Below are 12,954 nucleotides of genomic sequence, written 5' to 3'. Positions count from 1 at the left end.
AATGTCCCTCTCATCACCACGAATTAATGTGATGCTTGATTCTGTGCGTAATGCTTCCAAGCAGCTTATGCGCGATTTTAATGAATTGCAAATTTCTAATGTTAAATCAGCAGACTTTATTAATAAAACTTATTCAAAATCCAAGCAAACCATATACGATTGCTTGCACGACTACAAACGAGACTATGGTTTTATTTTTGAAGATGATACTGATCAAGAAGTAAAAGATAACACTTATACCTGGTTTATTATGCCTATAGAGGGCAGGGAGAACTTTTCTAGTTGCATGGTTTATTTTGCAGTATCAGTCTGTCTCATTCATAAAAATAAAGTTGTGGCAGCTGTAATTGATGCTCCGGCTCTTAGAGAAACTTTTTGGGCAGAAGAAAAGAAAGGTGCTTTTCTTGAGGATTTTAGATCTCGTCATGTAAAAATGCGAGTGAAAAGCCGTGAAGGGGGTCTAATAGATGTAAGTGGTAATTTGTTAAATAAATTGCTGCCTGGCAATAGTAATGTACGCTCCATAGGTTCAACAATTTTAGGCTTTGCATACCTTGCGGCAGGAAGGCACAGTGGAATAATTTACTCTGGAGTTAACAAATATAAAGCCTTGCTCGGTAGACTTTTTCTGCAAGAAAGCGGTGGAAGGCTAACGGAAGACAACGGGCTAATCATTGCTGGAGATATAAAACTATAGCTAAAGTAATTTATGTTTACCTACAATTTGATAAGCGTAAAACTCGTCATTCCGCTACTTGTTAGCGGAATCCATGCTGAGATACCGCGAATAAATCGCGGTATGATGTAGGGCTGTACTAGCTATAGCATAAACAGGCTACAGAGATAGACAACTTTTCGAAAACTTTTACAAGAGATTCTGTTAAATGCTCTATCATTTCATCGGTATGATAAGGTGTAGGGGTAATACGGAAACGCTCAGTTCCTCTTGGAACTGTCGGGTAATTTATATGTTGAACATATATTCCATACTCATCAAATAATAATTTTGATGCTTTTTTGGATAACTCTGAGTTGCCAATTATTATTGGAATTATATGAGTTTCTGTTGGAATGAAGTTAATTCCTGCATTTCTCAGTGAGTTTTTTACTTTTTCAACGACTTGCTTTTGCTTTTCCCTTTCAATGTTGCTCGATTTTAGGTGCTCAACGCTTGCCTTTGCTGCCGCTGCTAAAACAGGCGACATAGCAGTGGTAAAAATAAATCCTGGAGCGGAACTTCTTATTACATCTACCAAGCTCTTTGAAGACGCTATATACCCACCCATCACTCCAAAAGCCTTTGATAGTGTACCTTGAATAACGGTTATTCTATCCATCAGGCCTTCTCTTTCTGCAATTCCGCCACCATGTGAACCATACATGCCAACTGCGTGCACCTCATCCAAATAGGTAATTGCATTATGTTGATCTGCAAGATCGCATATTGCTTTAAGCGGCGCTATATCGCCATCCATTGAATATACGGATTCAAGTGCTATTATTTTTGGTGTCTTTTTGTCTATAGACTTGAGTAACTGCTCTAGATGATTAACATCATTGTGTTTAAATATATGTTTTGGCCTTTTTCCTGATTTTATGCCTTCTATCATCGAAGAATGGTTCTTCTCGTCTGAAAAAATTACTACGCCCGGAATAACAGACGATAAAGTGCTAAGTGTTGTCTGGTTAGCGAGGTAGCCACAAGCAAAAGTTAAAGCAGCCTCTTTTTTATGCAAACAAGCTAAGGATTTTTCAAGTTCAACAACCTCTTTTGTTGTACCAGATATATTTCTTGTTCCTCCAGCACCAACAGATGAATTTTGGATAGCGGCAATTACACTCTCATTTTGTGACATTCCCAAATAGTTATTACTGCACCAGACTATTACTTCCCTATTTCTTTCATAGTCCATAATGTGGGGGAGCCTACCTGGTAATGACGCAAAGTGCGTAAATTCACGGTAGCGCCCCTCATCTTTTATATCTTTTATTTTATTCAAGAATATTTCTTCGTAGTTTACCAAGTCCTTATTTACCGATAATTAACATAATTATAATAAATTATTAAACGATAGACTACTATATTTATTATACATGTACGGCAGTAGGTACTTTCCCCGTGTTGAAAGGTTTTTCAACCTCGCTGTTTTCAACTTGGCTTTTAGGTGTACAGCAGTATATAACTGCAGCGGCAACCAGACAACAAGCTCCAACTGCTATCCCCACTGCTAACATTTCTAAGTAAACAGAGATAGCTATCGAAGCTACTGCAGCCACGACTAGTGTTGAAACAACTATAGTAGACAATGTGCTTTTTTTGATATTCTGTGGAGAATCATTATCTTCTTCACTTGGATCATTATCATTTTCTATATCTTTCATGAGAGGCTTGTGATCATCCAGAGTTATAGTGGAAGCACTATTAGATTGACTTATCACCATACCTATAGACTGCACAGATACACTACTATCATCCACCCCTTTGCTATTCTGCTCTAGATTATCGGCAGGTAGTTGATCACTACCATTCTTTGACACTACACCTACACTACTATCACCTGCACTTTGCAAATTAGTATTACCTTTTTCACTTGAATCATAACTCTGTACCATAGGTTGAGCTTCCAGCAAAAGTACACCATTTTGATTACTTGCAACTTCATCAGTATCTTCACTAATAGTTTCAACCAGACAACTCACATCCCCTGAAACCTGCGCATCAACATGAATAACACGCTCTCTATCCACAAAGGATAATACTGTGCTATTGTCCACATAGCCGCTGCTTTGTAAACTCACACCACTTTTTTCCACTTTATTGTTTTCAGTATCACTACTCACAGGAGTTACCTGATCACTTATAGTAGCGCTAACATCTTGTATATCTTTATTGTTTTGATTATCAGACTGTCTACCATTACTTTGAACATTATTCACTTGTCCAGAATTTTCTTTAGCTACTAAAGGTGTTGGCACTGATTTTGGTTGTGGCTCTTGTTTATCACTATCACCTTCAAGCGTAGAACCATCCTTACTATTTGTTGTACCTAACATAGATTCTTCTGCATCATAAAAAACTTCATCACTTAGAGAAGCTTGTTTTTCCTCATCGCTATCAACTGATAACACGGTAGCACTTTTACTTTGAGGAACAAGAGCGTCCTGTGTACTTAAACTTTCAATATCATCCGTTTGTTCTGGAACTGGAGTCTCAGAAACTTCTTGTTGCTCTTGAGTATTAGAAGGCTGTGCCTTAAGTTTTGCACTTTCTTCTGGTACATGTTCAGCAGGTTGAGCATGAGCTTGTTTTTTCTCATCATCAATATTAACAGGAGCTTCGTGACTACTTGTAGTAGCGCTAACATCAGTTACTGATGATACAGCAGCCTTAGCATCAGTTCCAATGCTTTTGATCTTGTCTTCAAGCAATTCTTTAGTTTGTAAGAGTTTTTCTTTCTGATCATTTTTTCTTTTCTTCTTAGTAACACCTAGACCGTTAGTGTCCTCCTTCTTTTTAATTTCAGTATTTACTTGGTTTAGGGCCTTCTCCAAAACAAGCTTATCATCATTGCTTTTTAGGAAATTCTTCATCCGCTTAACATCGTAGATAACATCAATAAACAATCCCTGCTTTATACTTTTTTTATTTTTAGACATTTTACCTCTCCTATAATTATTACCTATAGCTTCTTCTATTGAAGCCTTTCCATTACTCATAACATTTTCTTGTGGCTGCTTACTGCCAGCACTTTCAAGTCCTGGATTTTCTGATAGAATGTCACTTGTTATAACTGGAATTTCTAATTCATCTGCAACGTTATTACTTCTTTTTCGTATTATAAAAGTTCCAGGAGTTTGGCACATTTCATCCCACAAATCTTGACGTTCATGGCAGGAATATTTTTGCACATCAATAGAAAATTGCAGAATATTTCTAATTTGCATTAAACTGAATATTAGATCAATATTCTTTTGACGTTTATTGTCTTTTGGATCTTTAGTGTATTCATCATACACTATGCAAGCAGTCTGAACTAATCCATTTACAATACCTGGAAGACGGCTGTTATATTCACGTAAAGCTTCAGATTGCAATAATTTGTTTTCCTTTTCCAGATCTTCTATGCGCTTTTCTATGCTAGATTTAAAAATCTTACACTCCTCTTGAAAAATTACGTTAATTGCACCCTCTTCTGTGTATAAGTAACATACTTCCTTGACTAAGGAGTAATCTTCTTGGCCTATTGAGTAGTGTGTTGCATTTTTCAGTATATTCTGTATGACCGGCCTAATCACTTGCTCATTATGTGATACGTTTTGATGGATTTCTTTAGTGTAAAAAAGCACCTCGACTATAACGTCTGTGTTTGTGTATTCAACATTAGACAATGCAATGAGGATTGATTCGTGTATGTTATCAAATTCGTTATTTTTAAATTTTTGATTGAGATAGCCGATAACATCATTGCTGCATTTAGCACATTTTTCACACAAGTGCTCGATAAATGCAATATTACCAGCATCCAATGCAGTTTTCAGAATTAAATCATAAATTTCTTTTCTGCCACGAGCTCCTATGTTTTTCAGGATTTGTTGCCCTAGTATTGTAATAACTTTATCATCCGCAAATGCTTGTTCATATACATCGTAAATGGCATGATCTGCACTATTAGTGTATCGTTTGCACAGGTATTCAATGACAGATGTGTGTTCCTGGCTTATCGCAGTTTCTAATAAAGTAACAAAACTCTTTTTTAATAACTCTTCTGTTGAGGCTTTTTTAGTTAGCTTATTAATATATCTTTCAAATGCACCCAGCACTATCGTGATGAATTCTTCATTTTTGATCAGAGACGCTGTTTCAAGCACACCATACAAAGAATCAGGATTACTTGTTTTTAACACCTGTCCAAAATCTCTTAAAACGTATTCGACAAAAACTGCATTTAATAATTCTTGCTCTTTTCTTAATGCTATAACTGAGAAAAAACCAATCTTATTAGGTTCGACAAGTTGTATAGTTTGATCTTTTAATCTTCCATAAACTCCATCGGTACCATGGAATTTTTCTATAAAAGCTTCAATATATTTTTGATTACCAACAAGGAGAGGTAAAAGACTTAAGTTTTCTTCAGCAAAAAGAAAATCCTGATATTGCTCTACTAGCTTGTCATTAGCTGCAATTGCCAATAGTACCAATTCTTTTACTGAATAATCATACTTGAAACCCTCTTGATCAAATTTATATTGTGATAGTACATTTGAATATATATGTTGATGGTTGCTTCCGTTTTGTAACTCCAAATTAAGTTGATTTGAACAGAAATCTTTGAGATTTTCATTATCCAGCGTAATAGACCTGCCTTCATAATCTTCAATATTTTGTACAACCTTGTCTAATTCTTCACAATTATCTTCTTGTATAGCTTGATTTAAGATATTTATAATCTCAGCAAAAGTTAAGTTTTTAGGAATGATACCATATGAATCTTCATCTTTTAACTCTACAGTAAACGACCTATCACAACCATCAGGAAAGTTTGCAAGTATTGCATTCTCTAAACTTAGATCTTCAGGGGGTGTGCTACATGGAGTAGCTGGTATCTCTTGACTTTCGCTATCTAAAACTTCAAACTCTTCTTCAATACCTGAATCTTCAGAATCTGGTTTTTCAAAACCATGCCAACTTTTGATTAATCTTTCAGAATTTGATTGGCCCTGTGAAGTTGTATCTTGTGATACAAAGTCTCTAAAATTGGAACCAAACATGTTTTACCTCCTAACTAGCAGCTAAGCTGAGTATAGCATTAAACAGAAATCTTGCCAAGCAAATTATTCAGTCTCTTAGCAAAGCTGCTCGCGTCATCCATCTCTTCGCCTTCCACGATGCAAGCTTGGTAAAATAATAAATGAATCATGTCTTCCAATGTTGGGTTTTCACCACTTTCAGCATAAGATTTCATTATACTCTTTATTACAGGATGCTTAGTGTTAATTTCAAGCACCTTTGGCGTGCGGTAATTTAGCTGCTTTTGTTCACGCAAAAAACGCTCCATGCGAAGATCCATAGCACCTTCATCAACCGCTAGGCATACGGGACTATCAGTCAATTTTTTGGAAATTTTTACGCTTTTTACTGAATCTCCAAGCACTGTGGTAAAATATTGCAGTATAGTTTCCTCAGTTTTTTCTCCATTCGATTTATTTTCTTCATCTGTCTTATCTTCTTCTGAAGAGAATTTTTCCAAATCAACATCTGCACGGGTTACAGACTTGATTTTCTGATCTTTGTATTCATGAATTACACTAGTCCAAAAGTCATCAACTGGATCAACAAATAGGAGCACTTCTAGTCCTTTACTGACGAATCCCTCAAGTTGCGGACTGTTTTTCACTGAATCGAGGCTATTTCCGGTGAGATAATAGATATGCTCCTGCTCAGGCTTCATTCTGCTTATATAGTCATCAATGCTGACTAATTTCTCATCACCAGTACTATGAAATCTGCAAATTGAGAGTAGTGCTTCTCTCTCATCAGTTGGCATAGCTTCGCAAAGACCTTCCTTTAAAACTGCACCAAAATTGGTCCAGAATTTTGTATATTCCTCTAAATTCTCTTTTGCTTTTTTACCGAGCTCTGATATCACACGCTTAGTGAGAGATTTTCTGATCTGCTCAACAACACGATTATTCTGCAGCGTTTCTCTGCTGATATTAAGAGGCAAGTCCGGTGAATCAACCACGCCTTTCAGAAAACGCAAGTATTGTGGTATAATCTGTACGTTATCTTCAGTGATAAATACTTTATTTACATATAACTTCACAGAGCAACGTCTATCTGGATGGAATAAATCAAAAGGTTTTATAGAAGGAACATAAAGCAAATTTGTATATTCTATTGCACCTTCATTTTTATTATGCAATATCATCCAGGGCTCCCCGCCAACGTGAGCAACACTGCGAAAAAAATCGTTGTGCTCCTCTTGAGTAACGTCATTTTTTGGCTTAGTCCAAATTGCAGCCTTACTGTTTAACTTTTCACTTTTTCCTTCTTCGTCTATAAATTCAACAGGAAAATTTATGTGATCAGAGTAAGTAGTGACAATATTTTCAACACGAAATTTATCTAAAAACTCGTTTTCTTCAGGATGCATAATGAGCGTAATTTTGGTTCCGCGAGGGACTTGATTATCTGACTTGCTGATTGAATATTCCCCATCTCCTTTGGATTGCCAGATCCAAGACTCCTCTTCTCCAGCTTTTCTCGATTCTACTATTACTTCTGATGCAACCATAAAGCTTGAGTAAAAACCAACACCAAACTTCCCAATCAGCTCCACAGTTTGGCTTGAATCCTTGCTATTCTTAATCGCATCCAAGAACTTTTGCGTACCAGAGCTTGCAATTGTACCAAGATTGTCTATTAAATCCTGTCTATTCATTCCAATGCCATTATCAGTGATATATAGCTCGTTCTTATCTTTATTGGAGCTGATAGTGATTTTTAATTCGTCACTCAAATCTAGCAAATTAGGGTTTAGTTGAGATTCATAGCGCAACTTATCACATGCATCTGATGCATTTGATATTAATTCACGCAGAAAAATGTCTTTATTGGTGTAAAGTGAATGAATCACTATATTCAGTACTTTCCCTACCTCAGCGTCAAATTTTAAATTTTCAGTTTCTTGTACATTATGCATTTTGAGCTCCATTATTTGCCTACTACCCTAATAATTTAAGTATTGAATCACGATCTTTCAAGGTCACGTACACCAAAATTAATGTGGGTGTAGTTATTATGACACCCAATTTATGGGATCTCTTGCATAACAAACTTTTGGCAGCGCATTGGATGAAACGAAAAACTTCCTTGACACCCTTCGCCAGCCCCCTTATCATGAAACTGAAGCTATTTATTTATCTTCGCAATCTCTGCAGTGGATTAATGACAAAAAAACTTAATGTATTTGGCGTAAATCATGCTTAATTTTTTGCACTATGTGCACCTCATGTCTTTATCAAATTTCTAGCTACACAAGCTGAAATACGCTATTTAAAACATCAAAAAACGCCAACTTAAAAAATGGATAGTGAATAATTAGCTACCCTAGGGTTTCTTTGCCTTTTTTTCTGTTTAGTAAATTTCTTAACGTTTATAATTTAGATTAGTTGCGGCTTAAAAGCGGCTGAGTCACGGTTATTAAGCGTTTAGAATAAAAAAACGCCATACTTGAAAGTATAATGTAAGTAACTAGCCAACCATCGGGCTTTTTTTGCCTTTTTTTTCGCTTGGTAAATTTTTTAATACTTAGATTAGTTGCAATTTAAGAGACCAGAAATGGTCAGTGCTTGGCACTGGAATAACGTCCTCCTTTGTTATCCCAGTGCCCAGACACTGGGATCCAGGAAACTTAATTGCAAGTAATGCATTGGATTTGGTGAGTATGGGTTTTATGTTATAGAATGAAACACTTTTGGTGAATTTATAAAGAAAGCTGGATCCCAGTGTCAAGCACTGGGATGACAAGGTATAAACCTTATCGTCATGCCGCCGCGAACCGTCATACCGCGATTCATTCGCGGTATCTCAGCCGCTAACAAGAGATCCCGCTAACACGTAGCGGGATGACGGTTGTTGTTTAGCTATAAATATTAAGAAATTTACCAAACGAAAAAAAAGGCAAAAGAAGCCCCGTGGTTATTATCCGCTTTAAAATATTGGCGTTTTTTATGTTTTAAACGCTTGACAAGCGAGATTCAGCCGCTTTTAATTGCAACTAACTTACGCTGCAAATGTTTAAGAAATTTACTAAGCAGAAAAAAAGACAAAGAATCCCCGAGTTAGCTAGTCTTTTACTATCTCTGTCGAGTATTGGCATTTTTTGATGTCTTGTAACGCTTTATAAGCGCGTTCAGCTTATTTAGATAAAAACCTAGATGTAGATGAAGTTTTGTAAAGACATACAGTATCTATATACTGCAAAAAATTGAACATAAGACGCCGATACATTAAGTAATCCTTACCTTTTAATCTGCAGATTGGCGAAAGCAAATACAATAGCTTCAGTTTCATGATAAGGGGGCTGGCGGAGTTTGTCAAGCAAGTTTTTTCGTTTCTATTCCCAATAAAAGTTTGTTATATGGTTATGCAAGAAGTCTAATGAATCGCGGTATGACGTCTTAGCTATAGATGCTGGTTTGTGTGATTTCAAGAGAAGTTTAGTAGATAAGTTGTGTTTTAAACCAGATTCGGTATTTTAAACTGAACATTTTCAGTAATACCACCTGGCATAACTGAAATTTTTACACTCAGGTTTACTTTTAGGTAGTCTATTAATTCATCAACTAATATGTCAGGAGCGGAAGCACCTGCGGTGATTCCTATCTTTTCTACGCCCTGAAACCAGCTTTTATTCACACAGCTGTAATTATCAATCAAGTAGGCTCTTTTTCCTCTGGCAGTGCACAGATCTAATAAGCGGTTTGAATTTGAGCTATTTTTACTTCCTACAACTAATACCATGTCTACAATTTCAGCTAGCTTTTTAACAGCATTTTGTCTGTTTTGCGTTGCATAGCATATGTCCTTTAAATCTGGACCTGTTATGCCTGGAAACCTTAATTTCAAGGCAGCAATAATGTCACGGGTATCGTCGATGCTTAACGTAGTTTGTGTAACATAAGACAAATTATCTGGATCTTTAACCTTTAAATCATATACATCCTGCAAAGTTTGCACTAAAGTGATAGGATTGTTTACTCTTCCCCTAATTCCCTTAACTTCTGGATGGTTTTCATGCCCAATGAGAATTAATTCTTTACCACTGTTTTCATACCTTTTTGCTTCTTTATGCACTTTGTTGACTAAAGGACATGTTGCATCAATCACTTGAATACCCTTTCTTTTTGCCTCATCTTCTATATTTTTTGATACTCCGTGCGCGCTGAAGATCAGTATTCCTTCATTATCTTCAATTTCCTCGATACTGCTTACAAAAACCACTCCTTGTTTCTTAAAGTCCTCTACTATATATTTATTGTGAACAATTTCGTGTAGCACATAAACTTGGCGCTCGTTTTTGTATTTTTCTAAAGTAATAGCTAATATGTCCACAGCTCTTTTTACCCCGGCACAAAAACCTCGCGGCTCAGCTAAGATAATTTCCATTTTTGTCAAATCAAGTAAATATGCAAGCATTACTTAAAAATAAGCTCCGCTCACTGTGTTTTATAGTACCATTATTTATATTTTATATAATAATTATTTTTCGCATATTCTCTTTAACATTTGATCAACCTACTACTTCAGAAAATTTTAGAAAAGATAATATAGTACATAAACAACCTGATATTTTAGATAGAAATGGAGTGGTAATAGCAACAAATGTGCCCACAACATCACTATATATAGATGCAACCAAAGTAAAGAATCCGGAAAGTATAGCAGCACAACTGTGTTCTACTTTGCATGACCTCGAATACAAGAACTTATATAGAGTACTTACTTCAGAAAAGAAATTTGCTTGGATAAAGCGGCACTTGACTCCAAAAGAATTACTAGCGATCAAAAACGCTGGTGTACCAGGAGTAAATTTTTATGACGACATAAAGCGTATATATCCTCACAGTAATTTATTTTCACACGTGCTTGGTTACACTGACATAGATGGCAACGGTATTGCAGGAGTTGAGGCATATATAAGTAAAAATAATGAGCAAGAAAAGCCCATAATACTATCCTTAGATACACGAGTGCAAAGCATAGTGCATGAAGAGCTAACTAAAGCTGTAAGCAGATATCAGGCACTTGGCGGAGTAGGAATTGTTTTAAATGTGAGAAATAGTGAAGTTATCTCGATGGTCAGCCTACCTGATTTTAATCCCAACTTACAGAATAAGGCAGAAGACGTACAAAAGTTTAATCGCGCCAGTCTTGGGGTATATGAGATGGGGTCGGTATTAAAATACTTTACAATAGCCGCAGCGCTTGATGCGAACGCTACAAAAACTAGCGATTTATATGACGTATCAACACCAATCACCATTGGAAAGTATAAAATTCAGGATTTTCATAAATCTAAAATTCCAAAAATTACTGTGCAAGATATATTTGTAAAATCATCCAACATTGGTGCAGCAAAAATTGCAGTCAAACTAGGTATTGAAAAACAGGTAGAATACTTTAAAGCTATGAAGCTATTTTCTCCTTTGAAAATAGAAATACCAGAAAAATCCACACCGATAATCCCGGATAAATGGAGTGAAAACACTTTAATAACAGCATCTTATGGTTATGGCATAGCTGTAACTCCTATACATCTTGCACAAACTGCAGCAGCATTAATCAACAATGGGATATTTCATAACGCAACCTTGATGTTGAATAAAAGAAGTATAGGAGAGCAAATTATCTCAAGAAGAACTTCCAGGGAAATGAGAAAATTATTACGTGCAGCAGTAACAGATGGCACTGGCAGAAAAGCAAAAATAAAGGCATATTCAATAGGAGGAAAAACTGGATCGGCGGAAAAAGTTGTAGATGGTAAATATAGCAAAGATGCAAACATAGCATCATTTATAGGAGTGCTAACTATGCTTGACCCAAGGTACATAGTGCTAATTGCTATTGATGAGCCTCAAGGGATGCACCATACCGGGGGAATAATTGCTGCGCCTATAGTAAAGAACATTATAAATAGAATAGCGCCTATACTAAATGTTACACCTGAGATGTAAAATTATGATTGCTTTACTACAACTTCAAATTTATCATCACCAAAATCCTTATTAATATACCAAGAACCATCATCTTTAGTTACAAATTCAAGACCTTTAAGGTCTTTTTTTATTGTCTTTCCATTTTGACCATCAATAGCGATATTAATATCGAATGTAATAATGTCTAGATTTATCATAGCTTCTTTCCCGCTGCACGAATTTAGACTGAACTTGCCTAACATGACATCATTAAAACTCACTTCCCCTGTATAGACATCACACTGACCGTCCACACAACACGTAGTTTCAATATAGAAAAAGTCTGACATATAAAACACCTTACGTTTATAAAAAAAGAGCTAAAGCCCTACGCCATACCGTTATAGTCAGTAAACCTAGAGCACTTTAGCTATAATACAGCTAAGAATGTAAAATTCAACAGTTAATTGTGTAAGGAAGTCTAAATTACTATATCTTAGAGGAATGGCTGTTTAGTTTTTTTGTTAATCTTTTTTACCATGCTGTCAATCATATGCTTTATCCCTTGATATACAGAGTATGTACTTTCGTCGCTACGCATATAAGCAGAACAGGAAAATACATTATGTTCTTCGTCTTCTATTGATAACTCTGTATCGCATTTTATGTGCTCGCCGCCAAGCCTTTCTATCAACTGTTCTCTGTCATCTCCTATAGTTACCTTAACCTTACTTTCTTCTTTACCTATCTTGCTACTTAAAATTGAAACAATGATGGCTGGAGATATGCATATCGCTCCTATTGGCTTTTTTGTAACAAAAAATTCTGAAACTAATCTTTCAAATTCAGGCATTACTGTCACCATGTCTTTACTTTCAGCTAAGTCAGATAAATTTTTCGCAACCCCGTATCCACCAGGTACAACTAGCATGTCAAAATTTTCAGCTTTGGCTTCTTTTAAGTCATATATTTCGCCTCTTGCGATTCTTGCTGCTTCCACAAGTACATTCCTTTTTTCTTTTGTTGCCTCTTTTGTTCTATGATTCATAACTTGTGTGATATTGATATCAGGTGCAAAGCATTTAACATCCACTTCCTGCTGATCAAGCACAAGCAAACTTAAAACCGCTTCTCTTACCTCTACACCGTCAAGGTGACCACACCCTGATAAGACCACAGCAGCTTTTAATTTTTTTTCACCCATAAAGTACCTTGATTTCATATAATCTAGATATTTTAATACAAATTCTATAT

General features: G+C 35.9%; 9 protein-coding genes. 2 read left to right on the top strand and 7 right to left on the bottom strand.

The genetic code is table 11. From position 1 onward, the window contains the following. Position 1 precedes the first annotated feature (1 nt). Positions 2–697, top strand: a complete 696-nt coding sequence (locus tag ABWU72_RS02920) for an inositol monophosphatase family protein (protein WP_006279720.1) — start codon at positions 2–4, stop codon at positions 695–697. Between the two features lie 118 nt (positions 698–815). Here the strand turns inward: ABWU72_RS02920 and hemA are convergent, their stop codons facing one another. The 5 genes from hemA to ispH form a co-directional block, all read right to left on the bottom strand. Next, the gene (gene hemA / locus ABWU72_RS02915) at positions 816–2,024 is read right to left on the bottom strand and encodes a 5-aminolevulinate synthase (protein ID WP_155969391.1); all 1,209 of its coding nucleotides are present in this window, start codon (positions 2,022–2,024) and stop codon (positions 816–818) included. Positions 2,025–2,088: 64 nt separating this feature from the next. Next, positions 2,089–5,769 carry a hypothetical protein gene (locus tag ABWU72_RS02910; RefSeq protein ID WP_353283856.1) on the bottom strand — a complete coding sequence of 1,227 codons (3,681 nt, stop codon included), beginning with the start codon at positions 5,767–5,769 and terminating at the stop codon, positions 2,089–2,091. Positions 5,770–5,807: 38 nt separating this feature from the next. Continuing rightward, positions 5,808–7,703, bottom strand: a complete 1,896-nt coding sequence (gene htpG / locus ABWU72_RS02905) for a molecular chaperone HtpG (RefSeq protein ID WP_155969111.1) — start codon at positions 7,701–7,703, stop codon at positions 5,808–5,810. A gap of 608 nt (positions 7,704–8,311) precedes the next feature. Beyond that, entirely contained in the window at positions 8,312–8,530 is a 219-nt protein-coding gene (locus ABWU72_RS08200; RefSeq protein ID WP_246484394.1) for a hypothetical protein, read from the bottom strand. 711 nt (positions 8,531–9,241) lie between these two features. Further along, positions 9,242–10,171 carry a 4-hydroxy-3-methylbut-2-enyl diphosphate reductase gene (gene ispH / locus ABWU72_RS02895; RefSeq protein WP_010963148.1) on the bottom strand — a complete coding sequence of 310 codons (930 nt, stop codon included), beginning with the start codon at positions 10,169–10,171 and terminating at the stop codon, positions 9,242–9,244. A 20-nt stretch (positions 10,172–10,191) separates the two neighbouring features. Between ispH and ABWU72_RS02890 the strand changes: the two genes are divergently transcribed. After that, a complete protein-coding gene (locus ABWU72_RS02890; protein WP_155969114.1) occupies positions 10,192–11,739 on the top strand; it encodes a peptidoglycan D,D-transpeptidase FtsI family protein in 1,548 nt (515 codons plus the stop codon). A gap of 2 nt (positions 11,740–11,741) precedes the next feature. On the opposite strand, the gene ABWU72_RS02885 is transcribed toward ABWU72_RS02890, so the two are convergent. Together ABWU72_RS02885 and elbB are read right to left on the bottom strand one after the other, a co-directional pair. After that, positions 11,742–12,050: a hypothetical protein gene (locus ABWU72_RS02885; RefSeq protein ID WP_353283855.1), complete on the bottom strand. Its 309-nt coding sequence runs from the start codon at positions 12,048–12,050 to the stop codon at positions 11,742–11,744. A 146-nt stretch (positions 12,051–12,196) separates the two neighbouring features. Further along, entirely contained in the window at positions 12,197–12,904 is a 708-nt protein-coding gene (elbB, locus tag ABWU72_RS02880) for an isoprenoid biosynthesis glyoxalase ElbB (protein WP_039963711.1), read from the bottom strand. Positions 12,905–12,954: the final 50 nt, after the last annotated feature.

This window comes from Wolbachia endosymbiont (group A) of Lypha dubia (genome assembly GCF_964028575.1).
GTDB lineage: Bacteria > Pseudomonadota > Alphaproteobacteria > Rickettsiales > Anaplasmataceae > Wolbachia > Wolbachia pipientis.
This window is presented reverse-complemented; position numbering and strand designations above follow the sequence as displayed.

Bases quoted from the DNA above. Each gene is read 5' to 3' on its own strand.
- ABWU72_RS02890 (WP_155969114.1), top strand. From the start codon at position 10,192: ATGCAAGCATTACTTAAAAATAAGCTCCGCTCACTGTGTTTTATAGTA.
- ABWU72_RS02885 (WP_353283855.1), bottom strand. From the start codon at position 12,050: ATGTCAGACTTTTTCTATATTGAAACTACGTGTTGTGTGGACGGTCAG.
- elbB (WP_039963711.1), bottom strand. From the start codon at position 12,904: ATGGGTGAAAAAAAATTAAAAGCTGCTGTGGTCTTATCAGGGTGTGGT.
- ABWU72_RS02920 (WP_006279720.1), top strand. From the start codon at position 2: ATGTCCCTCTCATCACCACGAATTAATGTGATGCTTGATTCTGTGCGT.
- ABWU72_RS02910 (WP_353283856.1), bottom strand. From the start codon at position 5,769: ATGTTTGGTTCCAATTTTAGAGACTTTGTATCACAAGATACAACTTCA.
- ispH (WP_010963148.1), bottom strand. From the start codon at position 10,171: ATGGAAATTATCTTAGCTGAGCCGCGAGGTTTTTGTGCCGGGGTAAAA.
- htpG (WP_155969111.1), bottom strand. From the start codon at position 7,703: ATGCATAATGTACAAGAAACTGAAAATTTAAAATTTGACGCTGAGGTA.